At 57.2% G+C, this 24,875-nt stretch carries 25 protein-coding genes; 17 read left to right on the top strand and 8 right to left on the bottom strand.

Annotation, left to right across the window (positions count from 1 at the left end):
- Nucleotides 1-130: 130 nt before the first annotated feature.
- From ACTJJI_RS16930 to ACTJJI_RS16855, 16 genes are all read left to right on the top strand, one after another.
- Nucleotides 131-754, top strand: a complete 624-nt coding sequence (locus ACTJJI_RS16930) for a common pilus major fimbrillin subunit EcpA (RefSeq protein ID WP_014830088.1) — start codon at nucleotides 131-133, stop codon at nucleotides 752-754.
- A gap of 45 nt (nucleotides 755-799) precedes the next feature.
- Nucleotides 800-1,477, top strand: coding sequence for a fimbria/pilus periplasmic chaperone (locus ACTJJI_RS16925; RefSeq protein ID WP_014830089.1), 678 nt, complete (start codon nucleotides 800-802; stop codon nucleotides 1,475-1,477).
- Nucleotides 1,478-1,483: 6 nt separating this feature from the next.
- Nucleotides 1,484-4,078 (top strand): CS1-pili formation C-terminal domain-containing protein, encoded by a 2,595-nt coding sequence (locus ACTJJI_RS16920; protein ID WP_014830090.1) that lies wholly within the window; start codon nucleotides 1,484-1,486, stop codon nucleotides 4,076-4,078.
- Nucleotides 4,056-5,654: a hypothetical protein gene (locus tag ACTJJI_RS16915; protein ID WP_014830091.1), complete on the top strand. Its 1,599-nt coding sequence runs from the start codon at nucleotides 4,056-4,058 to the stop codon at nucleotides 5,652-5,654. Before ACTJJI_RS16920 ends, ACTJJI_RS16915 begins: the two co-directional genes overlap by 23 nt.
- Before the next feature lie 6 nt (nucleotides 5,655-5,660).
- The gene (locus ACTJJI_RS16910; protein WP_014830092.1) at nucleotides 5,661-6,314 is read left to right on the top strand and encodes a hypothetical protein; all 654 of its coding nucleotides are present in this window, start codon (nucleotides 5,661-5,663) and stop codon (nucleotides 6,312-6,314) included.
- 72 nt (nucleotides 6,315-6,386) lie between these two features.
- Complete coding sequence (locus ACTJJI_RS16905) at nucleotides 6,387-6,581, top strand: hypothetical protein (protein WP_013094846.1); 195 nt, start codon at nucleotides 6,387-6,389, stop codon at nucleotides 6,579-6,581.
- A 23-nt stretch (nucleotides 6,582-6,604) separates the two neighbouring features.
- On the top strand, nucleotides 6,605-6,790 hold the full coding sequence (locus ACTJJI_RS16900; protein WP_013094847.1) for a hypothetical protein: 186 nt from the start codon (nucleotides 6,605-6,607) through the stop codon (nucleotides 6,788-6,790).
- A gap of 64 nt (nucleotides 6,791-6,854) precedes the next feature.
- Nucleotides 6,855-8,951, top strand: a complete 2,097-nt coding sequence (locus ACTJJI_RS16895; protein ID WP_348567502.1) for a peptidase domain-containing ABC transporter — start codon at nucleotides 6,855-6,857, stop codon at nucleotides 8,949-8,951.
- Nucleotides 8,948-9,697: a hypothetical protein gene (locus ACTJJI_RS16890; RefSeq protein WP_047360554.1), complete on the top strand. Its 750-nt coding sequence runs from the start codon at nucleotides 8,948-8,950 to the stop codon at nucleotides 9,695-9,697. The genes ACTJJI_RS16895 and ACTJJI_RS16890 overlap by 4 nt, the downstream gene beginning before the upstream one ends.
- 6 nt (nucleotides 9,698-9,703) lie before the next feature.
- Nucleotides 9,704-10,954: an HlyD family secretion protein gene (locus ACTJJI_RS16885; RefSeq protein WP_014830095.1), complete on the top strand. Its 1,251-nt coding sequence runs from the start codon at nucleotides 9,704-9,706 to the stop codon at nucleotides 10,952-10,954.
- Nucleotides 10,955-11,043: 89 nt separating this feature from the next.
- A complete protein-coding gene (locus tag ACTJJI_RS16880; protein WP_440654921.1) occupies nucleotides 11,044-11,823 on the top strand; it encodes an MBL fold metallo-hydrolase in 780 nt (259 codons plus the stop codon).
- A gap of 25 nt (nucleotides 11,824-11,848) precedes the next feature.
- Nucleotides 11,849-12,835: a GlxA family transcriptional regulator gene (locus tag ACTJJI_RS16875; protein WP_096928372.1), complete on the top strand. Its 987-nt coding sequence runs from the start codon at nucleotides 11,849-11,851 to the stop codon at nucleotides 12,833-12,835.
- Nucleotides 12,836-12,893: 58 nt separating this feature from the next.
- Nucleotides 12,894-13,412 carry a sigma-70 family RNA polymerase sigma factor gene (locus tag ACTJJI_RS16870; protein WP_014830098.1) on the top strand — a complete coding sequence of 173 codons (519 nt, stop codon included), beginning with the start codon at nucleotides 12,894-12,896 and terminating at the stop codon, nucleotides 13,410-13,412.
- A complete protein-coding gene (locus ACTJJI_RS16865) occupies nucleotides 13,409-14,161 on the top strand; it encodes an anti-sigma factor family protein (RefSeq protein WP_046888803.1) in 753 nt (250 codons plus the stop codon). Before ACTJJI_RS16870 ends, ACTJJI_RS16865 begins: the two co-directional genes overlap by 4 nt.
- Before the next feature lie 116 nt (nucleotides 14,162-14,277).
- A complete protein-coding gene (locus ACTJJI_RS16860) occupies nucleotides 14,278-15,291 on the top strand; it encodes a YncE family protein (protein ID WP_047023313.1) in 1,014 nt (337 codons plus the stop codon).
- A 21-nt stretch (nucleotides 15,292-15,312) separates the two neighbouring features.
- Complete coding sequence (locus ACTJJI_RS16855) at nucleotides 15,313-15,735, top strand: nuclear transport factor 2 family protein (protein ID WP_046888801.1); 423 nt, start codon at nucleotides 15,313-15,315, stop codon at nucleotides 15,733-15,735.
- Between the two features lie 54 nt (nucleotides 15,736-15,789).
- Here the strand turns inward: ACTJJI_RS16855 and ACTJJI_RS16850 are convergent, their stop codons facing one another.
- The 5 genes from ACTJJI_RS16850 to ACTJJI_RS16830 form a co-directional block, all read right to left on the bottom strand.
- Nucleotides 15,790-16,521 (bottom strand): carbonic anhydrase, encoded by a 732-nt coding sequence (locus ACTJJI_RS16850; protein ID WP_440654917.1) that lies wholly within the window; start codon nucleotides 16,519-16,521, stop codon nucleotides 15,790-15,792.
- Between the two features lie 117 nt (nucleotides 16,522-16,638).
- Nucleotides 16,639-17,727, bottom strand: a complete 1,089-nt coding sequence (locus ACTJJI_RS16845; RefSeq protein ID WP_440654915.1) for an AAA family ATPase — start codon at nucleotides 17,725-17,727, stop codon at nucleotides 16,639-16,641.
- 144 nt (nucleotides 17,728-17,871) lie between these two features.
- Complete coding sequence (locus tag ACTJJI_RS16840; RefSeq protein ID WP_192545134.1) at nucleotides 17,872-18,831, bottom strand: YbgA family protein; 960 nt, start codon at nucleotides 18,829-18,831, stop codon at nucleotides 17,872-17,874.
- A gap of 102 nt (nucleotides 18,832-18,933) precedes the next feature.
- Entirely contained in the window at nucleotides 18,934-19,344 is a 411-nt protein-coding gene (gene uraH, locus ACTJJI_RS16835) for a hydroxyisourate hydrolase (protein ID WP_014830105.1), read from the bottom strand.
- 99 nt (nucleotides 19,345-19,443) lie between these two features.
- Nucleotides 19,444-20,169 (bottom strand): MerR family transcriptional regulator, encoded by a 726-nt coding sequence (locus ACTJJI_RS16830; RefSeq protein ID WP_440654912.1) that lies wholly within the window; start codon nucleotides 20,167-20,169, stop codon nucleotides 19,444-19,446.
- A 117-nt stretch (nucleotides 20,170-20,286) separates the two neighbouring features.
- Between ACTJJI_RS16830 and ACTJJI_RS16825 the strand changes: the two genes are divergently transcribed.
- Nucleotides 20,287-20,811 carry a lipocalin family protein gene (locus ACTJJI_RS16825; RefSeq protein ID WP_020686467.1) on the top strand — a complete coding sequence of 175 codons (525 nt, stop codon included), beginning with the start codon at nucleotides 20,287-20,289 and terminating at the stop codon, nucleotides 20,809-20,811.
- 3 nt (nucleotides 20,812-20,814) lie between these two features.
- Here ACTJJI_RS16825 and ACTJJI_RS16820 read toward each other — a convergent pair whose 3' ends face one another.
- From ACTJJI_RS16820 to ACTJJI_RS16810, 3 genes are read right to left on the bottom strand one after another with little or no spacing between them, the layout of a single operon-like run.
- Nucleotides 20,815-21,825 carry a fimbrial protein gene (locus tag ACTJJI_RS16820; protein ID WP_052953345.1) on the bottom strand — a complete coding sequence of 337 codons (1,011 nt, stop codon included), beginning with the start codon at nucleotides 21,823-21,825 and terminating at the stop codon, nucleotides 20,815-20,817.
- A complete protein-coding gene (locus tag ACTJJI_RS16815) occupies nucleotides 21,825-22,340 on the bottom strand; it encodes a fimbrial protein (RefSeq protein WP_014830109.1) in 516 nt (171 codons plus the stop codon). The genes ACTJJI_RS16820 and ACTJJI_RS16815 overlap by 1 nt, the downstream gene beginning before the upstream one ends.
- Complete coding sequence (locus tag ACTJJI_RS16810) at nucleotides 22,331-24,853, bottom strand: fimbria/pilus outer membrane usher protein (protein ID WP_440654909.1); 2,523 nt, start codon at nucleotides 24,851-24,853, stop codon at nucleotides 22,331-22,333. Before ACTJJI_RS16810 ends, ACTJJI_RS16815 begins: the two co-directional genes overlap by 10 nt.
- Between the last annotated feature and the right edge of the window lie 22 nt (nucleotides 24,854-24,875).

Genomic DNA, 24,875 nt, shown 5'->3' with positions numbered 1-24,875 from the left:
TTCATCCTTTCCTGTGAAGCGGATGAAATTTTCTGTATTGCCTCGTTATTTTTGGGGTGACTATACTTCGCCCCGAAAAAGGGGCTCCCCTTTTTTAAACATCTGGATTCTTTTTTGAAGGACTAAATAAATGAATAAACTGAACGCTATCGTTCTGGGCTCACTGCTGTCTCTTTCTGCCCTGAGCGCTGTTAATGCAGCGGAAACTACCGCTTCTGCAACCTGGCAGGCTTCTGCAACGAAAGACAGCGATTCCGATCTGGTTGTCACGCCAACGCGTGCACTGAACTTCGTTTATAGCGCAAGCACCAAAGCGTTTAACACCGACACTGGTCTGTTTGATGTGGCTATTCGTGGTGACCACGCTTCTGCTACCAACTTCAAACTGGAAGCAATCGTTGATGACTCTGACAACACCCTGTTCAGCGTTGGCGGCGAAGCAACCAAACTGAAAGTAGGCGCGCGTTTTGGCGGGACCGATCTGGGCTCCATCGGTGGCACAGTGGGTGCGAAATCAACGGCATGGACTACCCTGGTTGACTCTTCAAACAACACCGGCGTCTCTTCTGGCCTGTGGAACCTGACCACCAGCGCAGGCGCGACGGCGAATACTGAAGTGACCGGCCAGGACAAATTTGTGTTCTACGTCGATTCTGCACAGGACAGCACCGGTGCAGCGAAAGAGTTCAAAGACCTGACCAACAGCCTGTGGGAAGGTACTGTGTCCGTTGCGTTCCGCGCAACCTGGAGCTAAGAGCTGACAGTTACAGGGGCGTAAGCCCCTGTTTAGGGAAATATCATGTTTAGCCTTAAACCCATCTTCTTCTCTTTATTATTTATCTCCTCCTCCGCGCTGGCGATTAATGTTGGCAAAGTCACCACCATTATTCCTGCCAATGCGGATTCCATCGCCAAGGAATTAAAAAACGAAGCGGATAGCGTGCGCATTATTTCCATCAGCGCCCAGCGTATCAGCAGCCCGATGGATGAAGGCGTGGTGATTAATCCGGAGAAAATCGACGAGCTGCTGCTGACACCTACGCGCATGGTCATGCCCGCCGGGACCAGCAATATCGTCAAATTTTACTATCACGGTAAGGCCGACGACCGGGAGCGCTACTACCGCATTACCTTCATTGATGAAGGGGTCAGCGAAGATCTTGATAACGGCTCGCAAAAGAATGGCAAAGGGATGACCCGCGCGGTGGTGAGCACCATTCTGGTGGTACAGCCCCGGAAGAAGAATGTCGATTTTGTCTACGTGGCCGGAAAGATCACCAATAAGGGCAATACCGCGTTTCGCGTTAACGCGAGCGGGACATGCCTGAAGCCCAACCCGGAATCGCCGACCACACCGTGCGTCAAAAACTTTTACCTGATGCCGGGGACCTCCCGCGCGATCGACGACATCAACGTTACGGACAACCATTTTCATCTCGGAATTTGGGACCTGAAACAGTTCATTCCTGTTAAGTAAGGATGCATGGTGAAAAATAAATTAGTGTTGCCGGTGATGATGGCGTGCACATCCGGCCTTTTGCCCGCGTATGCGCATGCTGCCTCCAGCTCCGTGGTTATCGCTAATTACCGTTTTCCCGACTCACTCTATGCCCTGCTGGAGCAGGGGATCAAAATCCCCGTTTATTTGGTCAATACCCGCCCGAATGCAACGCAAAAGGGCGGCAGCGCAAGTGATGTGAGCGAATATGTCCGTATTGGCGACGTGACGATTTACGCAGAAGACCGACAGCTCGGGCTGCGCGATGTCCAGGTCCAGGAGTCAGACAACGGTATCCGTCTGTCGAAAGAGATGCGGACGTTACTGCAAAGCATTAATGGCAAGCAGTTTGACGACCACATGCGTATTCCGGTGAGCGCCGGGTCGGCGTTCGAGCTGGATCAGAAAAAGATGCGTCTGTTGCTGAACCTCTCTCAGCGCGATTACGGGGTGAATATTCGTCCGCGTGAGGTGGATATCGACGCCCCTGAATCGGACGACCTGAGCGGCACGCTCTCCTATAACCTCGGTGCGTATCACACCGAGAGCGGCTACGGCGATAGCTGGTCCTCCGGCTATCTCAACGCCAAAAGCTGGATCTCGATGGGGGTCGATCATCTGCTGGTCGATGGCTCGGGCTACGTCAACGAAAACAGCAGCGACACCCAGATGAACGCGGTGATGTGGGAACGTGACTATCAGGGCATGCGCTACGCCGCCGGGATGTTGAACGGCTGGGCGATGCAGTCTCTGGCCAGCGTCAGCGGTATCTCCGGCGGGGAAGTGTACGGCGTCTCCGTGGGGAACCAGGCCAACTCGCGTAAGCGGGACAATACCCTCTCCCTGACGCCGATCGTGGTCTATTTCCCGACCGCCGGGGAAGCCCGCATTCGTCGTGACGGCCAGCTTGTTGGCATTCAGCGCTTTGACGTGGGTAACCACGAAATCGACACCAGCGCGCTGCCCTACGGGATCTACAGCGTGGAAGTCGAAGTGGTCAGCGGCAGCCGCACCGTGTCGCGCAGCATGTACACGGTGAACAAACCTTTCACCAACAACGTATCGGAGTCGCTGCGCTGGCAGACGTGGGGCGGGATCTATAGCCGCGACAAATCCGTCGTCAACTACAAGAAGTACGCCAAACGGAAAAACGAGCAGGACAACAGCTACTACTACGATTACGACACCAAACATAAAGACACCATGTCGCTGGTCGGGGCCTCCTTCAGCAAGCGCAGCGGGATGGTCGACTGGAACGCGTCCGGCTATATGATGCGCGAACACGTGGTCAGCGAACTGTGGGCCTCCCTGAACCTGACCGGCTATTTCTCGGTGAATACCCAGACGATGGCCGCCTCCGACGGAACGTACCGCGCCAACTACGGGGCCAACGTCAGCCTGCCGTGGAATATCGGTTCGGTCTGGTACTCCCACGAGCAGCTCTCCAGCGGTAAGTTCCTCGATATCTATGAAAACAAAGGTAATACGTGGGGGGCGTCGTTCAGTCTGCCGTCGTTTGGCCTGCCGTCTGCCGGGAACCTGAGCCTGATGCGGCAGACAGATGACGTATATCGCTACAAACGCTACCAGATTGACTACTCCCAGGGGCTGTACGCTGGTCGTTACGGTACGGCGCGCCTGAGGGTGGGGATGTCGCGCAATAAATACGAAGGCTACTACGAAGAGAAAGACCGCTACGTGATGCTCGATTTCTCCATCCCGCTGGGCAACACCGTCTCCGTGGGCGTTTCTCATAACCGCGATACCGGTACGGCGCTTAACGTCAGCGCCAGCCGCCAGTTCGAAGGGGATTACCTGAAGTCGGTTACCGCCAACGTTTCACGTGCCTTCAGCAGCAACCAGGATCGCACCGTGAGCGGCGGGGGCAGCGTGAGCTTCGACACGCCGTGGAACAGCAACATTCTGAGCGTGCAGAGCGGCACCAGCAAAGGCTGGAACTCCACGCTGACCAGCGACGGCAGCGTGGGCTGGTCGAAGGAGGCGGTTGCGGCGGGTAAAGGCACCCATAGCGCAGGGGTGATCGTCAGTACCGGGCTTAAATCCGACGAGTCGCTCACGCTGAAGCTCAACGGCCGCACGGAGCGCATCAAGGGCGATAAAACCTGGCTGTCGTTGCCGGCCTATCAGGCCTATGACCTGGAGGTGATGAACAGTGAAACCGGTACCGAAAGCTATGACATTGGCGCAAATGCCCGTCGTCATATCACGGTTTACCCGGGGAACACGGTGGTGATGAAGCCGCAGGTGAAAAAAATCGTCACCCTGTTTGGCCGCCTTGTGGATGCCAACGGTAATCCGGTGAGCGCCACGCAAATCAAAAACCACGTCGGGCTGACCCGCACCGAAAACGACGGTCGCTTCGTGATTGACGTGGACAAGAACAATCCGGTGCTCAGCATTGCCACGCCGGACGACAGCGTCTGTGAGGTGCGTCTGGATATTGCGTCCAACCGCGGCGCGCTGTGGCTTGGGGACATCTCCTGCGATAAGGGCGATTTCGTCTGGCAGGAAGCAAAAGGAACACGGGGACGTGACGATGAAAAAGATATTCGCTCTTAATCTGCTGCTGCTAAGCGCGGCGGCGCAGGCGCAGCAGATGCCCTATTTTGCCATCAACAACCCGGACAACAACGGGACGGGCAACACGGCGGCGCTGTTCAGTCTGAACAGCACCTCCACCGCGTTTTTACACGGCTCGCGGGAGTGGCCAACCCTGAGTGCCAAAACCAACAACGGGATTGCCACCTACATACCGGACAACAGCTTTAACGGCCCGGCGGGCAGCGCGCTGACCATCAACTTCAGCGTCACCGGCTCCAGCGCCTCGCCGTTCTTTAAGGGGACCGCGTGTTCGTCAACCTGCGGCACCACGGGCTATACCGCGACGACCAGCTATTCAGACACCTCGATGGTGGTGAAACCGCCGGTCATTGAGCCGGGTACCTCCTATGGCCGCTGGGTGCTGGGGGATCCGTTCTTTAACTATCTGCTCAATGCCGCTCCCGGCAACGAGGTGACGATCACCTCCACGCCGCAGATCTCCTCTATCAGCAAGGTGACCACCACCAACACGCTGCATAAGGTCGGCACGTTGACCATGACCAATTCGCGGGCGCTGGATCTGGGCATTGACCCGATCAGCGGCGAGGTGACTATTGTGGATGGTTCAACCGGGGCGACGTGTACCAAGTACACCCGCAATACGGTGTCGGGCGTACTCTGTGAACTGCTGGAATATACCTTTGTCGGGGAAGATATCACTGGCTACAACCCGGGGCTGGCGCTGACCTCCTCCCGTGTGAACGGCGTACTGCAGTCGCACATGAACGGGGGAACGGGTCTGGCGGCGGAAATTACCTTCGATGAGAGCAACTGGTACAGCATCTCCGGGGGTATTTTGAGTGATACCCGCGTGCTGGCGAATACCTTCCTCGCCGCGCCGCAAAAAAATGGCGGCAAGGCGTACCTCAAAATTTTTCTCCCGAAGGCGCTGATTTTGAGCGTGGCGCAGGCCGGGGATGGCAGCAATATCGGCAATATCGTCAGCCTGTGCCTGACACCGGGCAACAGCTCGCTGGCGGCGGATTTCTGCTTCCAGCCGGGGGGCGGGCTGGTGATTAATCCTATCCAGCCAGGGCTTGCTATCGTCCCGGATAACCCGGATTACACGCTCGACCCTAACGGCCTGGGCGGTTCCGGGAAAGGAACAATTGGCGAGGGGCCGATAGAGATCCCCTACACCATTACCTACAGCGGCGCGCAAAAAGATGCGGCGATTGCGGTCACGGTGAAGGTCACCGGGCCGACGCAGAGCCTGAACGGCGTGGACTACTGCGCCTTTAGCGGCAACGGCTTCACGGTGCCGATCCCCGGCAATGTGCTGCTGGGCAAAAGCTACACGCTGAAGGCGCATAACTGCAAAGGTGAAGTGCTGCCCATTCCTGCCCCCGCCACCCATGCGGAAGAGTGGGACAAGATAAGCTCAGGCGTGACGGACATGTGGCTGTGGAAAACCCCGCTGGTATTGCAGTTTGTGATGAATAATCCGGTGTCGAAAACCACCTATGACGGTAATAACTGGTTTGGTGAAGTGACGGCTCAGGGTCGAATTGATGTCAGCGCTTCCTGGAATTAAACGTGTATGACTGGAAAATTCCTGGCTATTTTCGCAATAAATTGCTTCATTTCCGCAAGCGCAAATGCTTTAATTATTGAAAGTCTAAATATTGATTTTCTACCTGAAAAAGAAGTTGTTTTTCAGCCAATAAAAAACGATACCAGCGTTCGACAGAATTATACTGTTTCGCTTATTCAGGTCGACGTCCCTAAAGAACACGGGAAAGAGACTGAAATAAAAGATGGCGAGGTAATGTTCTCGCCGAAACAGTTAACTCTGGAGAGTGGCGAGCAGGCCGGTTTTAAGTTTTATTATACCGGCCCGCACGACAGTAAAGAGCGCTATTATCGCGTTAAATTCACCGAGACGCCGCTCCAGGCGCAGGTTGTGATGAGCAAAGGCCAACGCATTCAGTCGGATGTGGTGGTTTCGCTTGAGGCTATTTTAATTGTCCGGCCATGGACAAGACATTTTGATTATACGTTTAGTAACGGGGTGGTGAGTAATACCGGGAATACCTGGTTTAAATATGTTTCCTCTCAGGGATGTAGCTCACAATATAATGATTCAAAATATCTTCCACCGGGTCAACGGCTGGAAATAGATAATTACGCGCAGCCCGCAAAGCGGATGATTATTTACGGAAATAAAATCATCCCGCTTACACGCTGCCCGTAACAACCGCTTTCCTTCATAAAAGGAAATTATCCTTTGGCGCAAGCTGAAGATTTACAACTACAGGAGAATAAAATGAAAGCGATTTCATTCGTAGAAGCGAAAGACATTATCGGTGGTGCATTAAACCCATTCGCTGGCCTCGTTAAAGGCGCACAGCTGGGTTATGACACCGGTGCAAGCATCATGGGCATGGTAGGTGGCGTGGTTGGCGGAATTCTGGGTGGCGCAATGGGCTTCCTGGGTGCGCTGGTTGGCAGCTACAACTAATTCAGATTAACAGGAAGACAAACATGCAAGTTATCGATTTCAAAAAAGCACAGGCCATCATCGGTGGTTGGGATCCGTTTGCTGCTGCCCTTCAGGGTGCGAGCGCAGGCTATAACGCAGGCAGCCAGATGTTAGGCGCGCTGGGCGGCACCATCGGTGGTGTATTTGGCCTGGTGGGCGGCTTCATCGGCGGCTTCTTCAGCGCATAAGTTATCGACCTATGCTTATGGCCCGCTTTGCCGGGCCATTTTTTTATTTCAGCCACGGATAATTATGTTTTCGCTTTTTCAGTATAAAAAAAAGGGTAAGACACCCGTTATTCGCCAGCATGAATTTACCGAATGCGGGCTGGCCTGCCTGGCGATGGTGCTGGGGCACTATGAACACCATGTCTCCGTCAGCCAGCTGCGCAGGGAGCTTTCAGTCTCTGCCGACGCGGGCACCTCGATGGCGGAACTCATGACCCTCGCCAGCGATAAAAATATGACGGGCCGGGTGCTCAAGGGCGAAATCACTGAAATTGAAAGTGCCGAACTGCCGCTCATCGCCTTCTGGCGCGGCAATCACTTCGTGGTGATCGTGAAGGTTGACGGGCGCAGCGTAACGGTCCACGACCCGGCCAGCGGCGTGCGACGTTACAGCCTCAAAGAGGCGCAAAAACTCTTTTCCGGCTACGTGCTGGAGCTGAAGCCGACGCCGCGCTTCGACAAAAAATCCCCTGACGAGACGCTCACGCTGGGGCGGCTGGCCAATAAATCCCCGAGCTTATTTCAGCGGCAGGTGCTGCTGTTTGTGCTCTCGATTTTTACCCTCATCACCATGCTGGCCAGCCCCACCTACGTGCAGCTGATCATGGACGAGGCCATCTCGCGCAACGACAACGATCTGGTGATCTTACTCACCGCCATTTTCGCTATCGTCTTTATTTTTGAAGTCATTGGTAAGTTCCTCAAGCAGCTGCTTGAGATCCTGATGCGTAACATTGCCTATGACGACCTCAGCCAGTCGGTTCGTCGCTATATGCTGCGCACCCAGACCAGCTGGTTCCGCAGCCGTCCGCCGGGCATTGTGCTGGCGATAGAGAAATCGCTCCATGCCTGCGCGGAGTTCATCAGCAATGGCTATGTGCAGATCCTCTTTTCCAGCCTGATCGCCTTCACCAGCCTGCTGTTTATGCTGCTGTATAACGTGAAAATCGCCGTGCTGACGATGCTGCTGATGGGGGTGTTCTTCCTGATCCGCTTTTCGCTGATCGGGCCTTACCAGCGCGCGGTGGACGACTCCATCGAGCGCACCGCAAAGTATGAGTCGCTGCTGGTGGAGACGCAGAAGGGGATCATCACCCTGAAGGCCAACAACATGGAGCAGGCCCGGGACGCGGTGATGGACAAATCCCAGCGCGAACACATCGCCGGGCTGATGCGCAAAGAGCGCCTGCTGGCCCGCTTTGATGTTGCCTCGCTGCTGGTGATCAACGCCGAGCAGCTGCTGGTGGTCTGCTTTGGCGCGTGGCTGATCCTGGAAGGACAGATGAGTATCGGGATGCTCTACGCCTACATCAGCTACAAACGCTATTTCTCCGACGCGATGGTGCAGGTGGCGCAAAAGCTGCTGGACAAAAATGCGCTCAAAGGGCCGCTGGATCGCGTGGGCGACCTGCTGTTTGCCCCCTCTGAAGCCAGCCAGTTTGGCCGGAAGATTGTGACTTCACCCGTCAGTCTGGCCTTTGAGGATGTCTCTTTTGCTTATCCGGGACGCGAGGCGACCCTGCAGCACATCAACATGACGCTGAAGCAGGGCGAAGAGGCGGTGATTGTCGGCCAGAGCGGCTCCGGGAAAACCACGCTGCTGCGTCTGATCTCCGGGATGTTGCTCTCCACGTCGGGCAGTTTGCGGATCAACGCGATCCCGATCACCGAGTGCGATCTCTCCTCTCTGCGCCAGCATATTCGCATTGTGCATGCGGACGATATTCTCTTTACCGGCTCCATTCTGGATAACCTCTCCTGCTTTGATAGCGCGCCGGATAAGGAGCGGGTGATTGCTGCCTGCCGGCTGGCGGAGATTGACCACGTGGTTGCGCGCCTGCCGCACGGATACGAAACGGAGCTGTTGCCGGGAAACACCTTTTTCTCCGCCGGTGAGATGCAGCGTCTGGTGCTGGCGCGCGCCCTGTACAGCCAGCCGAAGCTGCTGCTGTGCGATGAAGTGACGGCAAACCTCGATAAAACCACGGCGCAGAAGGTGCTGGCGAACCTGCGTGGGCTGGGGATTGGTCTGGTATTTGTCACCCACTCGCCGGAGGTGGTGGGTTGTCACGGACGGCTCTACACCATGGAAAACGGCACGCTGCGGGAGAGTGAGCAATGATGTTTCTGCCCCGTCTCTACGCCCGACTTTGCGCCCGGCAGGCTGGACGCACGCTGCTCGCAAGCCGGATCACGCAAAACTACAGCCAGTTTATGCGCTGCCCGGAGGCTGACGTCCCGCCCGATTTTCTGCGCCAGAATGCCCTGGAGATGAGCGGCTTTCATTTTGTCGAGCAGATCTTCCCGCCCGCACTGTGGCGGCGCAACGTGCGTTTCGATCTCCACGCCCGGGTGGCGGCATTTACCCACGAGCAGGATTTCTATTCTCAGCCCCGTACCCTGTTGCTGGGCATGCGCTGGGCCGGGTTTGGCCTGATCGCGGATGCGCTGCTCGCCACCGCGCCAGACGACGTGCGCTTTCAGTTTGTTACCCGCCTTCCCGCGCTGCACAAGCTGATGGCGGCACACGAGGAGCGGCGGGCAGGGACGTTTTTCGCCCCGCACCGGCTGGTGACCGTGCTGCTGGTGGATGAGCGTCTCCCGGATGCGCCGCTGTTCATGACCCAGGCGGGCGACCAGAAAGCGTGGTTAACGGACGTGTCGACGCGCTTTTTAACGCGCTACGGATACGTGATCCGTACGCTGCTGCCCGGCTGTTCGCTGCACTCGGCGGAATTTGCGCTGGAGAGCCAGACCTATGCCCCTGCGGAGTACCGTCAGGCCGCCACCGCCACGCTGAACGCGTTGCGTAAAACCCCCACGCTCTGGAGTGCATGGGACGATCTTTCAGTGATTTATCATGGATGACATGTCGTGAAATTAAGAAACCGAAACCGACAACGTCGGGCGCTGATCCCGCACCATTTTTCAAAGAGCTACGAGATCAACGCCCCGCGGCTGAAAGGCGTGTTAACGCTGTTTATTGCCTTTTTTCTCTGTCTGCTGGTCTTTTCGATCGTCTTTAACTTTTCGGAAACCACGCTGGCGCGTGGCGTGCTGATCCCGGCTCAGGGCGATGTGGAAGTGCGTGCCCGAGAGTCGGGTACCATCGTTGATTTTGCCGTACGTCCAGGCCAGTACGTGAAAGAGAACGACCCGCTTTTTACCGTGTCGCAGGACTACGGCGGCAAGCAGGGCTCGGTGGTGCAGTTCGATCGCCAGCAGATGGAGGCGGAGAAAAAGCGCAGCGAGCAGCGCGTGCAGACCATAGAAGATTCTATCGCCACGTACCGGAAAAACCTGGCGCAGCAGCTGGATATTGCCGACCGGCAGATTGTGGTGTCCCGCGACAAAGTGAAAAAGCTGCGTGCGTTGCTCAAAAACAGCACCGATACCTATGAGGCGTGGAAAGCGATATCCGGGAAAGGCTATGTGTCGAAGGTCGATCTGGATAAAAGCCACAACGACGTGCTCAACGCGCAGCTCAACCTGACGCTGGAGGAGAGCAGTATCCTCGATCTGGAGGCGCGCAAAACCAGCCTGACCGACAGCACCCAGTCGCAAATCGACTCCCTGAGCCAGGAGCTGTTGTACGTGAAAAACCGGATCAGCGAAATTGACCGCAACCTCTCCAGCCGGGGCAGCTCTACGATGGCCATGCTGGCGCCTGCCGATGGCTACGTGGTGGCGATCAACTTCCCGCCGGGTCGGGCCATTACGCAAAACAGCGAGGTGGTGGTGGTGATCCGTAAAAACACCGCCGCGTCGATGGAGGGGTACCTCTATGTGCCAGCGACGGGCGTGGGCCGGGTGGCGAAAGGGGATAAGGTGAAGCTGCGCTTTGACTCCTGGCCAGTGGATAAATATGGCTCGGTGGAGGCCACCCTGTCTGATTTCTACGAGGTGAATATTGATGCCCATTCGGCACTTATCCCGCTGCAGGAGGGGCAGAACTACTATCTTGCCAAAGTACGGGTGCCTTCCTGGTTTACCGATCCGGACAACAAAAAGCGTCTGCTGATGGGCGGGATGACGGTGAACGCCGATATCGTTATCGATCGTAAGCCGCTCATCAACCTGCTGATTGCGCCGCTGGAGCGGGTGCGTAAACGGTTTATCGATTGACCCGATTTCATCGTTCATTGCCCGTTAGCCCACAGGATAAAACAGGGTAGCGGGCTATTCTCCTTATCACACGCACAGGAGAATAGCCCATGAACATCACCCATATTCGCAATGCCACCCAGTTGATCACGTATGCCGGTAAACGCTTTTTGATCGACCCGATGCTGGCCGCAAAAGACGCTTATCCCGGTTTCCCCGGCACAGCCCGGGCCGAGATCCGTAACCCGATGGTTGAACTGCCCGTTGACGTCAGCACGCTGCTGAACGCCGATGCGGTGATCGTCACCCATACCCATGACGATCACTGGGATCGCGCGGCGGTGGAACTGATCGCCAAAGACAAACCGATCTATGTGCAAAACGATCGTGATGCCGCGCTGCTGCGAAGCCAGGGCTTTCACAACCTGACAGTCATGACCGACGAGACCACCTTCGGTGATATCCGCATCGAGAAAACCCACTGCGGCCAGCACGGTACCGATCGTGCGTACGCGGTGCCGGAGCTGGCAGAGCGTCTGGGCGAAGCCTGCGGTGTGGTTCTGCGCCACCCCGACGAGAAAACGCTCTACATCGCGGGCGATACCGTCTGGCGTGATGCGGTGGCGGCCGATCTGCAAAAACACCAGCCGGATGTGGTGGTGCTTAATGCCGGATACGCGCATGTGATCGGTTTCGGGCCCATCATTATGGGGGAACAGGATCTGCTCAACGTTCACTTCCTGCTGCCGCAGGCAAAAATTGTGGCGGTCCATATGGAAGCCATTAACCATTGCCTGCTGAGCCGCCGCGCGCTGCGGGAATACGTGGAAGCGAACCAGATCGGTGATGCGGTGAGCATTCCCCAGGACGGCGAAACCGTTATATTCTGAGCACCAAAAAGGGAAGGAGAGACAGATGCCACTTATCAACGTCGCGATTGTCGCGGTAGACGGGTTTAGCCCGTTCCACTACTCCGTTCCCTGCATTCTGTTTGGCGACGCGGTCTCCGGCGAAAAGCGCTTTAACGTGACGATCTGCGCCGAAAAACCCGGCGTTCTCACCTCTAAAGAGGGCTTTGCCCTCAACGCGACGCAGGATTTTTCAGCCATTACGCAGGCGGATATTGTGGTGGTGCCCTACTGGCAGCACGTGCTCGATCGCCCGCCTCAGGTGCTGCTCGACAGCCTGGTGCAGGCAAGAGACAACGGTGCGGAAATCGTCGGGCTGTGTCTGGGGTCGTTTGTGCTGGCGTATGCGGGCATTCTCGACGGCAAGCGCGCGGCCACCCACTGGGAGTTTGAACATCACTTCCAGTCGCTTTTTCCGCGCGTCCAGCTTGATATCAACGCCCTCTATGTGGATGACGACAATATCATCACCTCCGCCGGGACCGCCGCCGCGCTGGACTGCTGTCTGTACATCATCCGCCAGCGCTTCGGCAGCGTGGTCGCCAACCAGATCGCCCGCCGGATGATTGTGCCGCCGCACCGCGAAGGCGGTCAGGCGCAGTTTATTGCCCAGCCGGTGCCGAAGGACACCCGCGACGCGCGGATTAACGGCCTGATCGACTATCTTCAGCAGCATATTACCAAACCGCACAGCCTGGACTCGCTGGCGGCGGTGGTTTCCATGAGTCGCCGCACGCTGACCCGTCATTTTGTCAACGCCACCGGCATGACCGTGGCCGACTGGCTCACCGCCGAGCGCCTGCGGCGCAGCCAGATCTTGCTTGAAGCCGGCAACATGCCGGTTGAACGCGTGGCCGAACTGGTAGGGTTTAACTCTGCGGTGACCTGGCGCCAGCAGTTTAAGGCGCGCTTTGGGGTGAGTCCGGCGGAGTGGCGCAGGACGTTTCGCATTCAGCCCTCTTCAGGGAAAAATAATGCTGTCACGATGGAATAAAATGGCGTGGTCGGCATCTTAGGGCTCACGATAACGAATGACCTGACGAGTGTGCCTTATGCCACCTGATGACGCTGAAAGTACACAGTTGCGAGAGCTGATCCCCGGCCTGCGCCGTTTCGCTCTCTGGCTGACCCGGGATGTCCATGAAGCCGACGATCTGGTGCAGACGACGCTTGAGCGTGCGCTGGATAAATGGACAACACGACGACCTGATGCCTCGTTAAAAAGCTGGTTATTCACCATTCTCTATCGCGAGTTCCTGATAGAGAAACGCCGCACAAAGCGCTACTGGGGATTGCTCAGCAGAATGAAAAGCGATGACAATCCTGCCTGGCCGTCAGCGGAGCAGGAGATTGCGACGCAAAGTATGCTGGAGGCCTTTGGACGTTTGACGCCAGAGCAACGCAGCCTGCTGATCCTCATAACCATTGAAGGTCTGAGCTATCAGGAGGTTGCCCATGTGATGGATATTCCCATCGGCACCGTGATGTCCCGACTTTCCCGGGCTCGCCAGGCGCTGCACCGCCTGGGCGAGGGTGAAACCCCACAGCCGATACTGAGACTGATGAAATGAAAATACCGCCTGACGAACACGATTTGCATGCTTATGTAGACGATCAACTGGATGAGCATGAGCGGGTCATTATGGAACGCTACCTGGCACAGCATCCGCACATTGCCCGGCAGGTGCAGGGCTGGCGGGAGGATGCACAGCGTCTGCGCGCCACGCTGGGGGGGCTGCCGTTGCCTGACGTGACCACGTCGCTGGATCCTGCGACGATACGCGCCCGACAGGTACGCCGAACCCACAGCCGTATGCGGCTGGCTGCCTCTTTTGTCCTGTGCATCGCGCTTGGCTCACTGGGTGGCTGGCAGGCGCGTGGCTGGCAGAGTGCCACCAGTGCGCCAATGGGCGATGCGCTCAGCGCCTATAAGCTGATGGTGGTTGAGAAAAGTATGGCAGCCGATTTTACCCCGGACGGACCCACAGCCCTGACCGCGTGGCTGACGCAACACGTCGGAGCGGGGGCGCAGATGCCCGATCTGCGCCAGGCTGGGTTCACGCCGGTGAGCGGTCGCCTGTTTGCTACAGAACAGGGGGCCGCTGCGATGGTGCTTTACCGGGACAGCACCGGCCATACCCTCAGCTTCTATATTCGCCCGCCGGATCCTCGCCAGCCGCTGCTCTCAACCGGCCAGCGCACCGCGGGCGGGCTGGTGGCCCTTTATGGCTCCTCGCAGGGACTGAACTATGCCGTCGTCGGCCCGGCGGGTATGGTCAACAATCCCGCCATTTCCCGCGAACTCGGCAAACGCACCTGACGACCCCGCCGCCCGTTGCGTAAAACTTTTTTGCAACGGGCGGGAATAAACCGCGCGCTCAAACATCTCTTACACAAGCCTGCATGATGCCGGCCTTGATGAATAAGGATTGAGAGATGAGAAAAGCAACGTTAGCGACTCACGGTTTTTTCATGGCGTCTTTACTGTTCGCGGGCGCCGTTTTCCCGGTTACCGCCAGCACGACGCCGTTAACGGATGCGGTCAAACAGAACTTCGATGGCGAAATCCAGAACAACACGCTGGCGATTAGCCCGGATGAAAAACTGGCTGTGGTGGCCCGCAGCGGAAAGCCGGAAGTCATCGTTTACGATTTGACGACCGGGAAAGTCAGCGCCGTGCTGAAGCACTACAACACCCCACGAAATATCGTTTTTGCTCCGGACGGCAAGAGCTTCTATGTGTCGGACAGCAGCCTGGGCCTTATTGAGCGCGTGGATGCCACGACCTTCAAAACAGCTGAGCAGTATGCCGCAGGGCCTGGCGCGTTTGGCACGGTACTGAGCAAAGACGGCAGGACGCTGTACATCAATAACCAGGCCAGCAATGCGGTCATCAGCATGAACACGGAGACGAAAATCGCTAACGCGGTGATTACCGGCTTTTCGCAACCCCGTCAGGGTGTGCGGCTCAGCCCGGATGGCCGGGTGCTGTATGTGACCAACTTCGTCAGCGACAAAATCACCCTCGTTGATACCGCCACCAACAAAATCACCGGCGAAATCGGCGGGTTTAACAAGATCCGCGCCATCTCTGTAACGGCAGACGGCAAAACGCTGTTTGCCGCCAATAGCGGAAATAACACCCTCTCGGTCGTCGACACCACCACACAAAAGGTGACGAGCACCATTCCTGTCGGCAAGCAACCGTATGGCGCCGCGCTGTCACCGGACGGCAAATTCGTCTACAGCGGCAACCTGGGTGATAACAGCGTCTCCGTTATCGACGTGCCGACACGCAAAGTCATCGCTACCGTAACGGGCTTTAACGAGCCGCGACAGGCCATCGTTTTCACCGCCGACAACCGCTACGCCTGGGTACTGAACAAGGATTTGAGCCTTTCCCGAATTGATCGTGAAACACAACGCATTGTGTCCACCGTCAAATCCTGAAAATAACGCAAGGACAATGTCATGAAAAAAATAACACACAACATCTTTCTCGCAGCTGCGCTGGCCCTGGCTTCTGGTCAGAGTTTTGCGGCGGTCAAGGATGACGCGCTGGCACACTTTAAAGCCATCGCCGACGGGGAAACCGACACGCTTAAGCAGCAGTATGCACAAAATGCGCGTCTGGAGTGGGTGGGCGGGCCGCTGGACGGTACCTATACTACCACCGACGCGATTGACGGGGTATGGCGCAAATTTACCACGGCCCAGGGCACGCTGAACCATAACGTTGAAGATCTGAAGGAGGCGACAAACCCGAAAGGCAGCACCGTCACCGCACGCGTGCAGTTTGCCGGTAAGGCGACGCTCAACGTCCTGTATGTACTGACCTACCGCGAGGGCAAAATCGTCAACGAAACGTGGCAGATTGATCCCGCGAAGCGCTAACGCGCTGCTATACCCTCATTAATCCCGCCAGTACGGCGGGATTTTTTATGGGCATTACTGAACAATCACGCGGCCATTCAGCGGCTGAAGCGGACGGTTATTGCTGTGCTCAAGCGCTTGCTTAAACATCTCCAGCTGCTTTTCTGACAAGGTCACGGTGTTTTTCATCACCAGCCAGCGCAGCCCTTCGGTGCACGGTGGGGTGGTCAGCGAGCCGCTGAAGCGATAGTAGTGCAGGTCAGCCGGGAACAGCGGACGAAGATCGAGGCGTTTATCAATTGCCACTTCGTGGTCCTTTTCCTTCGGAAGGTGTGCCAGCAGTGGCGTCAACGCGCTGTTCTCCGGGCCCACCTCAAACATCACGGCGAGCACTGCGATATCACCCTCTTTGCTGGCATGAACAAAGTGCGCTTCCAGCGGGAAGGATTTACCGTTGATCCGGTTTTCGCTCGGGGTGTGGAAATGGTACTGGCGCAGAGTAAAGATCTGATCGTCCAGACGGAATTCATCTTCGTCGCTGGCGGTCACCTGCAGGGTATGGCCGTTGTTAACCAGCTTTTCGGCGGCGGTATGGAAATTCAGCTCCAGCGGCGGCAGCGTGGCATCAAAGGCGTTACGGATATCGATGGGCGACTGGAATTTCCCGGTCTTGCAGGTGGCAAACTCGTTGCTCAGCTCTCCCCAGTTTTCAGGACCGGCCTTGCCTTCATACGTCCAGTGCAGGGTTGTTCCTGCAAAAACAGAGGCGGACAGGGCGAACAGGGATGCGGTCAGAATGCTTTTCATGATGGGTCTCCAGGAATAATAAATGCGCGTTAAAATATTGATGGCATTGTACTCTTTCCTATAAGACCCGTCCCGAAGTGTGGTTATTTACGTTAAGAGAGCGGAGAGGATAACAACCTACCCCAGCTTCTCCATCCTGGTCTCTCCCTCCACCATCGACAGCTGATACAGCGAAAACGAACGGTGCTTCTCAATCAAATTCGCCAGCTCCGGCGAGTGGCTGGTGAGCCAGATCTGCGAGTAACGGCTGGCCTCGGCGATTAAGCTCGCCAGCGCAGGCAGCATCTGCGGATGCAGGCTGTTTTCCGGTTCGTTCAATGCGATAAACGCCGGTGGACGGGGGCTTAACAGCGCCACCGCCAGGCACAGGAAGCGCAGCGTACCGTCAGAGAACTCTGCGGGCTCCAGCGGTCTGCTCAGCCCTTCGCGCTGCATCATCATGCGGAACCGTCCGCCGGTGTTGTCGCTGTAAAACACGCAGCCGGGGAAGGCCTGGCCGAGAATGCGCATCAGCAGCAGTTCATCGCCAATCTCCACAATGGTCTGAAACGCCGCCGCGAGGTTGGCACCGTCGCTCGCCAGCACCGGGGAGCGGAAGCCGACCTGTGGGGCACGCATCATGGAGCCGCTTGCTACGGAAAACTCGTGATAAAAGCGCCAGTTACGCAGGGACTCGCGCATTTGTGACACTTCCGGGTAAAGGTGCGGTTCGCCGAGCTGGCCGAACACCGATTCATTCTCGTAGAGCGTGCCGCTGTGGGTCACTTTCTCGTGATGGACGTTATTCAGGAAAACCGCCTGGTTCCTGCGCTTCATCAACTGTGCCGACGGGCGGCGGTGCTGGCCGCTTAGCCAGATGGACTCTTCCTTGATCACCGGATCGAGCTGAAATCGCGAGGGATAGGGCAGCTTCTCAACAAACCCTACCTGCAGCTCGTATTCGTAGGTCTCCGTTTCCACCGCCAGGTTCATCCGTCGCTGCTGGTCGCTGCGGGTTTTACCCGCCCAGAACACTTTCAAAATCCCGCCTTCATTCGCCAGAGCCTGAGAGAACTGCCCCTGCGCGGCGCTGTGCATCAGGTGGATTGCCTTGTAAATATTTGATTTTCCGGTGCCATTCGGGCCGAAGACAATGTTGAGCTGTTCCAGCTCCAGCGACATATCGCGAATTGAGCGGTAGTTTTGAATGTGCAGGGTGGTAATCACAGGCAGATCCTTTTTTGCGTTATAACCTGTATATACTTACAGTCTTTCAGGTGAAATGCAAAAAAGAGACGACAGTGAGGTGTCGTCTAAACGGGGTACTGCTTTGGGCCTCTATGGGTCACGGGGGCCTTCGCATTTTTATCATCACTTAACAGCCAGACGCAGACCCAAATCATCAGGATAGGGATCAAAGTAGTTTTGCGTCATCAGATACCGGTCAGGGTATTCGGCCAGGTAATGTTTAAGCAGCGTGATCGGCGCGAGAATGGGCAGGAGCCCGTCGCGATAATGCAGGATCACGTCGCGAAGCTCGCCGCGCTGACGGCTGTTGAGCTGATTACGGAAATAACCCTGAATATGCATCAGCACGTTGGTGTGATTTTTCCGCGAGGCGGGCTTTTTCAGGATGGTCATCAGTTTTTCGCGGTACGCCACGAAGAACGCGTCCAGATCGTCCCATTCATGCAGCGAGGCGACAAACGGGCCAATCTCACGGTAACCCGCCTGATGGTGCGCCAGCAGCTGCAGTTTGTAGCGGCTGTGGAAATCCAGCAGCGCGCGGCGCGTCAGGCCGCTGGCGCGCAGCGTGTTCAGCTCATGCAGGGCAAAAACGCGCTCGACAAAGTTCTCCCGCAGCACCGGATCGTGCAGGCGTCCATCCTCCTCCACGGGCAACCACGGCCAGGTTTCAAGGAGCGCGGCGGTGAACAGCCCGACGCCCTCCTTGCGGCCCCGGTTGCCGTTTTCATCGTACACGCGCACGCGTTCCATGCCGCAGCTCGGGGATTTTGCACAGACAATAAACCCGGCGAGATCGCCGATCTCAGGCAGGTAACTGGCCGTAAAGTCGGCCATTTTCTGCGTGACGTCATCATGCGGCGGATGGCTAAAACGCATCTGCGTGTCGCCGCTGGTCGTCATGATCAAACGCAGCGCAGGGCGTGGCGTGGGCAGGCCGATCGCCATTTCGGGGCAAACGGGTCGGAAATTCACCCACTGGGCCAGCTCATCCATGACGAAACCCATACGCTTATGCCCGCCGTCAAAGCGAACGGCGGACCCGGTCAAGCAGCCGCTAATACCCAGCACAGGTTTCGTTGTCATGTTATGTTCCTCCAGAGCCAATACTTAAAACTTACACAATCTTGATTATTTGTCCAAGTATTGGCGGAGGTATTTTTTATTGCCTTTTAAAATCAATAAGATTTAACTTCCCTTGTAGGTGGAGTAACCGTACTGGCTCAGCAGAAGCGGAATGTGCAGTTTCTCGTTGGTCCGGGTGACGGTAAACAGCACCGGCACTTCCGGGAAGAATGACTCCAGCTTTTTGCTGTGGAAGTAGTCTGCGGTTTTGAAGGTCACTTTATACACGCCAGGCTGCATGTCCTGATCCTGTGGATAGAGCGATTTGATGCGTCCGTCATGGTCGGTTTTGCCACTGGCAATGGGGGTCCATTTGTCCTGCTCCTGCTTTTCCAGGGTGACGGTGACATCCGATGGCGGCATGCCGGTTTGCTGGTCAAGAACGTGTACGCTCAGCGTGCCGGCAGGGGCACTGAAGGCGGCAGGGGCAAAGGCCATGGAGGCCAGGATCAGCAGAGGGGCCGTTTTTTTCATGTTGTTTTCCTGTGAAGTTGTCAGTCACAGGAAAACGTTAGCATCTGCGGCGCGGAAAAATATTCAACTTTTTGTGAAGATTCCCGCAGGAGAAAATCATTAGAGGATAATGACCTCAAGGGAAAGCTGCTGCTGCCACTGCGCTACCTGTTTTTTCCGCGCGGCGGTGAGTTTACCACTGGTGATCAGCAGCCATTTGCGCTCCGGGAAAATCTCCGGCGCCAGGGCGTCCGGGGGGATGGGCAAAATGTCGATACGGTGACCCTGGCCAGTGCGCATTAAGGCTTCAAGCCAGATTTCACACGGATCGTTCAGGTACCAGCCGGTGAGCAGAAGATTATCGCCCGGCGCTTTTTTATCCCCTTCGAGGCAAAACGAGGTGTAGGAAATGATGATGCCGTCGAGGATCGCGCGCAGGGTCATGGCGGCGGCAACGTTGGCCGATACCTGGCTGCGCAGCGGACGCAGCACGTTCGCCACCAGTTCGGGTCTGGGGTATTCGCGGCCCGCATCGTAAACCATCTGGCGCAGGGACTCGATTTTACCCTCCTGCAGGCGTTCCAGCATGCTTTGCTGCAGCGTTTGCCAGTTGTTGGTCCGGCGCGGGACAGGGCGTTCCAGCAGGGGTTTTACCTGGCCAATGGGCACGCCTTTTTTCACCCAGTCGAGGATTTTCAGCGCCTGCTGAACGTCCTCATCGCTGTACAGGCGGTGGCCGCCCTCCGTGCGCTGCGGCTTGAGTAAACCATATCGACGCTGCCATGCCCGCAGCGTGGTGGCGGTGATGCCGCTGAGTCTGGCGAATTCGCCGATGGAGTAAGCCATGTCCATGTCCAGAGTGGAGGAATACTCTCAATATACTACGAATTTTTCAGAACGGGATGAAGCGCCGAAAGGGTGCACTACACTTAACATCCAACCGTGCAAATGAAAGGAATTCTCATGAAGCTATGGCCTGTTGTCACCGGGGTTGCCATTGCGCTGACCCTTGTAGCCTGTAAATCCCCCACGCCGCCGAAAGGCGTGCAGCCTGTTTCCGGTTTTGATGCCAGCCGCTATCTCGGCAAGTGGTATGAAGTCGCCCGCCTGGAGAACCGCTTTGAACGCGGGCTGGAGCAGGTGACGGCCACCTACGGCCAACGGAGCGATGGCGGCATCAGCGTGCTCAACCGCGGTTACGACCCGGTGAAGAACAAATGGAACGAGAGTGAAGGCAAAGCGTACTTTACCGGCGCACCAACCACCGCCGCGCTGAAGGTTTCGTTCTTCGGCCCGTTCTACGGCGGCTATAACGTCATCAAGCTGGACGATAAGTACCAGTACGCGCTGGTCAGCGGCCCGAACCGCGACTACCTGTGGATTTTGTCACGCACGCCAACCGTGCCGGACGCGGTGAAGCAGGATTACCTGAACACCGCGCGCAGTCTGGGCTTCCGGGTCGATCAGCTGGTGTGGGTAAAACATTAACCCCTACTGGTACGAGAACGTAATGCTTGCCAGCGCGTTCGCCGAGCCGGGGACCAGTTCGCCGGTTCGGATGTATTGCGCCTGGAACGGCAGCGACAGGGTTTGTGCCGCAGCGGTGCTCTGGATAAAGAACTGATTGGTTGTGCCCGCCGCCGAGCTGTCCGGCCCCATCATCAGCGGGCCGGTGCCGTTATAGAAAAACTGCACCCCTACGCCGGACGCGGTGGAGTCGCCGGTCAGCGTCACCACCGACGAGGTGTTTGACGGCGTGGTCTGATCGGTCATCACCGCGCTTACCGCGACGTCCGCGTCACAGGTCAGGCTGACGTTAAACGCACCCGAAGGCGACGTACTCCCCACGGTGGCCAGCGTGCGGATATCGAGCGTGCCCAGATCGACGTTCGCGCTTTTGGTGCCCACCGTACAGCCGCTCGCCGTCACGGTGATGGTGGTGGGGTTAATGATGACCTTTGCCGTTTTGACCTCGTTGTTATAGGCGGTTAACACCGCGGCGTTGATAGTCGGGATCTGGTAAACCCCGGATTTCAGTGCTGTCGCGGTCTTAATAAAGGTCACCTTTGCCGACCAGCCTAAATCCTGAGCAATACCGCTAGTGCCATCCGCCGGATAGCTTTGGGTGATCCCGTTTTGCAACGGAATATACTGTGAACCCTTAAAATCTTTCAGCCCGATGATATACCCCACACCTGGAACGCCAGTTTCAAAAATGGTGTAGTTCGCGCCATCGACGGTGACTGTCATCCCGCTTGAGATCGCGCTGCTGCTCGGCTCCAGCGTGCCTTTGGAGCAGGTATAAAAAAAACCGCACCAGAACACCTGTTGCACGCTGGCGGTGGCGCTCCAGGTGGAGCCGATAATACTCCCCGGCGCCACCGAATCTGCCGGGCCGCTGTAGGTCATCGGCTGCGGGGAGAGGGTGATATCTGATTTCCATTCCATCGCCTGTGCGCTGGCGCAGAGCAGTAATCCGCTAATAAACAAGAATAAACGCATCATTGATACTCCGTGGTCCAGGTGGCAAAGGCGGAGACGTCTCCGGCATTCACTGGCGCGCCCGTGGCGGCCAGCCGAGCGTAGAAGGTCATCTCTACGCTGTCATCGCCCGGCGTGCCCCGGGCGGTGGTTTGCGTGTCGAGGGGGATCAGCACGCCGTCTTTATCGAGGATCTGCACCGCCACGCCGGTAGCGCCGCCGTCGGCGATTTTCACCAGCTGCGGGTTGTCGTTATCTGGCGTGCCGCTGAAGCGGATTTTGACCCCGGCAAAGGTTGGCCCGCACGCTTCAAGCCTGATCGTGAAGGGCGTTTTGATATTGCTGACCGCGCCTGCACGGGGGAATTGTTTAATCCCGATAGTGCCCAGCGGAACGTCCTGCTCTTTAGAGTCCGCCGCGACAACGCAGGTGTTGCCGATCAAATTCCCGGTGACGGAAACCAGCACGTCATAGCCGCGAACCGGGAACGTGAAGATCAGCAAAGCGATGCTGAACGTCCGAAGCGTTACTGACATACCACCTCCTGTGAATAGAGCCCGGTGCGGGCGTTATAGCTCTGCTTGTTCAACGCGTAGTTGATGGTGCAGCGCTGGTCGCTGTTGCGCCCCCATACGGCACTCAATGCGCCCCGTTCGGTTAACCCCGACAGATACAGGCTGCCGCCATCGCCGACGATGCCGCTGGTTTTGTTATCGTTCAGTGAGACCAGCGTGCCGAAGGGCAGCACGTCGTTGCCGCGGCGCACGACAAACATCGCTTTTTTCCCCTGGCGTGTGACAAGGGTGGCGCGAACCAGCGCACCGTCGGTCGGCGTTTTGTTGACGATGGCATTCTCCAGCTCCACGTCATTACCTGCGGTTGTGACATCCAGCGCGACCTGGTTCACGCGGTACGGCGTGGCGTAAGGGATCACCGCGTAGCCCCGACTGTCGGTTTTAATACCCTTGTGGTTAAGCACGGCAACGTCGCTGGCGCCCGGGGCTTTCACCAGAATGTTGGTGTTGCCGAGCGGCTGGCTCAGCGTCAGACCATCTTCATGCAGCACCGCACCGCCGCTCATCCCGTAGCTGAGGTTGCGGGAATCGCGGGTGTAGCTGTAGCCCAGGTTGTAGTCCCCTTTTGCGCCTTCGTATTGCAGCGTGGCGTCGCCGCCGTAGTGCTGCTGCGCGCTATAGCGCTGGTTGACGCTGTAAAACAGGTTCTCCTGGCCCGGCAGATAACCGCTCACGCCGGTACTGGCCGTAGTGCCGGTTGAATCCGCATGGGTGGTGGTAAAGCGGGCGCGGGTCGACAGCGCCGGGTTGCCCAGCGGCACCGAAAGTGACATCGCCAGCACGTTATCTTTTTTGTCGTCATACAGGCTGGCGCTGCGCTGAACGCTGACGCCAAGCGACACGTTACGAAACGTGGCGTTCCACGCGAACTGCAAACTTTGCGTGGTTTTCGACGTGTTCCAGTAGGTTTGCTGATCCCACGACAGTGACAGCGAACCGTATTGCCCCATCGGCTGTGACAGCAGCAGCTGGTTTTTGGCCTTACGCGACATGCGCAGGTTATATACCGTGTCGTAGTGGGTGGTGACGGTGCCATCGTCTTCCACTGTCTGCTTTGGGGATCCGCCTGCCATGCCCCTGTACGTGGTATCGCTCAGGGTATAAAACCCTTTCGTTGAGTAGCGCAGCGAGAAAAAATTAACCCGCGTGCCGATATCATTCAGCAGCTTGCTGTAGCGCAGGCGCACGGAATCGCCGGTGTAGTGCCGGTCGTCCGCCAGCTGGCTGCGGGCGTGGGTCAGGTCGATGGAGTACGCGCCAAAACGCCCCAGGTTCTGCCCGATACCGAAGGCCAGACCGTTATAGCGATCGGCAAACTGCGCCCCACCGTAAAACGTCAGGCCATAACGCCAGCCGTAGAACAGCTCACCCTGCGCGAAAGAGGGCGTATCCTGATTGGCCATCGGCCGATATTTTCCTGCTCCCAGGGCATATTTCAGCTGTCCGTTACGCACCAGGTTTGGCACGCTGGCATACGGAAGCGTGTACTGCGTCTGGCTGCCGTCGTTCTCCTGGATCGTGACCGCGAGATCGCCCCCGGAAGAGGTCGGGTAGAGATCTTTCAGCACAAATGCCCCTGGCGGAACCGAGGTTTGATAAATGATGTTACCGTTCTGGCGAACCGTCACCGTGGCGTTGCTGTGGGCGATGCCGCGCACTTCCGGCGCATAGCCGCTCAGGCTGGCAGGCAGCATATTGTCGTCGGTTTTCAGGGCAATGCCGCGCAGGCCCACGGCGTCAAATACCTGGGAAGAGGTATACGTTTCCCCGGCGTAAACCTGTGCTTTCAGAACAGGTATATCCCGCTGCAGCCAGGTCTGCACGTGGGTGAGTTCGTTAGTGTCTTTGGTCCACGTGGTGAAATCACGCAGCCGCCACGCGCCGAGATTGACGCCGCTGTTCAGGCTGGCAAACAACTGCCGATCCCGCGTGCGCGTCTCGCCCTGATAGTCATTGTTCGAGCCGTTTACCACATAGTTCAGCCACGCGGCAGGAATACCCGTCTCCCAGCTTTCCGGGCTGACATACCCGCGCGGCAAATTGCGCATCGCGCTCTGCGGTACGGTGAAGCTGAGGGAGAGCGTCTGCTGGTCAAAATCAAACCGGGTATCGGCAAACGCCTCCGTCAGAAAGATGCAGCGCTGCGCGAGCGGCAGAGCGCCCCCTTTTGCCTGCTGGCTGTCGATGCCCAGCGCCGCGATCTGTTCAGGCGTGAGACACGGCAGGGCTTCCCCTGTATTTTCAGCGACGCGGAACGTGACATTACCGGTGAACGCAAAGTTGTTATTGATATACACATTGAGGTTGTAATCGCCCGGCGGCAACGCGCTCCCGGCGTTGACCCAGGCGAGATCGGCGCTGTTGGCGCTCTCACCGTTGAGGAACGCGGGGTTAAATTGCAGCGCGCTTTCAGCCGCAACGGCTTGCCGAATTACCAGGGAGATCACCGTGGCACACAGGATTTTTCTTTTCACGTGGTCACGCCTCACTGTAGGG

Origin of the sequence: Enterobacter sp. 22466 (assembly GCF_052044775.1) — a bacterium.
Taxonomy (GTDB): Bacteria; Pseudomonadota; Gammaproteobacteria; order Enterobacterales; family Enterobacteriaceae; genus Enterobacter; species Enterobacter dissolvens.
Note: the sequence above shows the minus strand (reverse complement) of the source record. Positions and strands in the feature narration are given on the sequence as shown.

What these genes read in the sequence shown, in the direction of transcription:
- ACTJJI_RS16930 (WP_014830088.1), top strand. Translation starts at nt 131, where the DNA reads ATGAATAAACTGAACGCTATCGTTCTGGGCTCACTGCTGTCTCTTTCT.
- ACTJJI_RS16925 (WP_014830089.1), top strand. Translation starts at nt 800, where the DNA reads ATGTTTAGCCTTAAACCCATCTTCTTCTCTTTATTATTTATCTCCTCC.
- ACTJJI_RS16920 (WP_014830090.1), top strand. Translation starts at nt 1,484, where the DNA reads ATGGTGAAAAATAAATTAGTGTTGCCGGTGATGATGGCGTGCACATCC.
- ACTJJI_RS16915 (WP_014830091.1), top strand. Translation starts at nt 4,056, where the DNA reads ATGAAAAAGATATTCGCTCTTAATCTGCTGCTGCTAAGCGCGGCGGCG.
- ACTJJI_RS16910 (WP_014830092.1), top strand. Translation starts at nt 5,661, where the DNA reads ATGACTGGAAAATTCCTGGCTATTTTCGCAATAAATTGCTTCATTTCC.
- ACTJJI_RS16905 (WP_013094846.1), top strand. Translation starts at nt 6,387, where the DNA reads ATGAAAGCGATTTCATTCGTAGAAGCGAAAGACATTATCGGTGGTGCA.
- ACTJJI_RS16900 (WP_013094847.1), top strand. Translation starts at nt 6,605, where the DNA reads ATGCAAGTTATCGATTTCAAAAAAGCACAGGCCATCATCGGTGGTTGG.
- ACTJJI_RS16895 (WP_348567502.1), top strand. Translation starts at nt 6,855, where the DNA reads ATGTTTTCGCTTTTTCAGTATAAAAAAAAGGGTAAGACACCCGTTATT.
- ACTJJI_RS16890 (WP_047360554.1), top strand. Translation starts at nt 8,948, where the DNA reads ATGATGTTTCTGCCCCGTCTCTACGCCCGACTTTGCGCCCGGCAGGCT.
- ACTJJI_RS16880 (WP_440654921.1), top strand. Translation starts at nt 11,044, where the DNA reads ATGAACATCACCCATATTCGCAATGCCACCCAGTTGATCACGTATGCC.
- ACTJJI_RS16875 (WP_096928372.1), top strand. Translation starts at nt 11,849, where the DNA reads ATGCCACTTATCAACGTCGCGATTGTCGCGGTAGACGGGTTTAGCCCG.
- ACTJJI_RS16870 (WP_014830098.1), top strand. Translation starts at nt 12,894, where the DNA reads ATGCCACCTGATGACGCTGAAAGTACACAGTTGCGAGAGCTGATCCCC.
- ACTJJI_RS16865 (WP_046888803.1), top strand. Translation starts at nt 13,409, where the DNA reads ATGAAAATACCGCCTGACGAACACGATTTGCATGCTTATGTAGACGAT.
- ACTJJI_RS16860 (WP_047023313.1), top strand. Translation starts at nt 14,278, where the DNA reads ATGAGAAAAGCAACGTTAGCGACTCACGGTTTTTTCATGGCGTCTTTA.
- ACTJJI_RS16855 (WP_046888801.1), top strand. Translation starts at nt 15,313, where the DNA reads ATGAAAAAAATAACACACAACATCTTTCTCGCAGCTGCGCTGGCCCTG.
- ACTJJI_RS16850 (WP_440654917.1), bottom strand. Translation starts at nt 16,521, where the DNA reads ATGAAAAGCATTCTGACCGCATCCCTGTTCGCCCTGTCCGCCTCTGTT.
- ACTJJI_RS16840 (WP_192545134.1), bottom strand. Translation starts at nt 18,831, where the DNA reads ATGACAACGAAACCTGTGCTGGGTATTAGCGGCTGCTTGACCGGGTCC.
- uraH (WP_014830105.1), bottom strand. Translation starts at nt 19,344, where the DNA reads ATGAAAAAAACGGCCCCTCTGCTGATCCTGGCCTCCATGGCCTTTGCC.
- ACTJJI_RS16830 (WP_440654912.1), bottom strand. Translation starts at nt 20,169, where the DNA reads ATGGCTTACTCCATCGGCGAATTCGCCAGACTCAGCGGCATCACCGCC.
- ACTJJI_RS16825 (WP_020686467.1), top strand. Translation starts at nt 20,287, where the DNA reads ATGAAGCTATGGCCTGTTGTCACCGGGGTTGCCATTGCGCTGACCCTT.
- ACTJJI_RS16820 (WP_052953345.1), bottom strand. Translation starts at nt 21,825, where the DNA reads ATGCGTTTATTCTTGTTTATTAGCGGATTACTGCTCTGCGCCAGCGCA.
- ACTJJI_RS16815 (WP_014830109.1), bottom strand. Translation starts at nt 22,340, where the DNA reads ATGTCAGTAACGCTTCGGACGTTCAGCATCGCTTTGCTGATCTTCACG.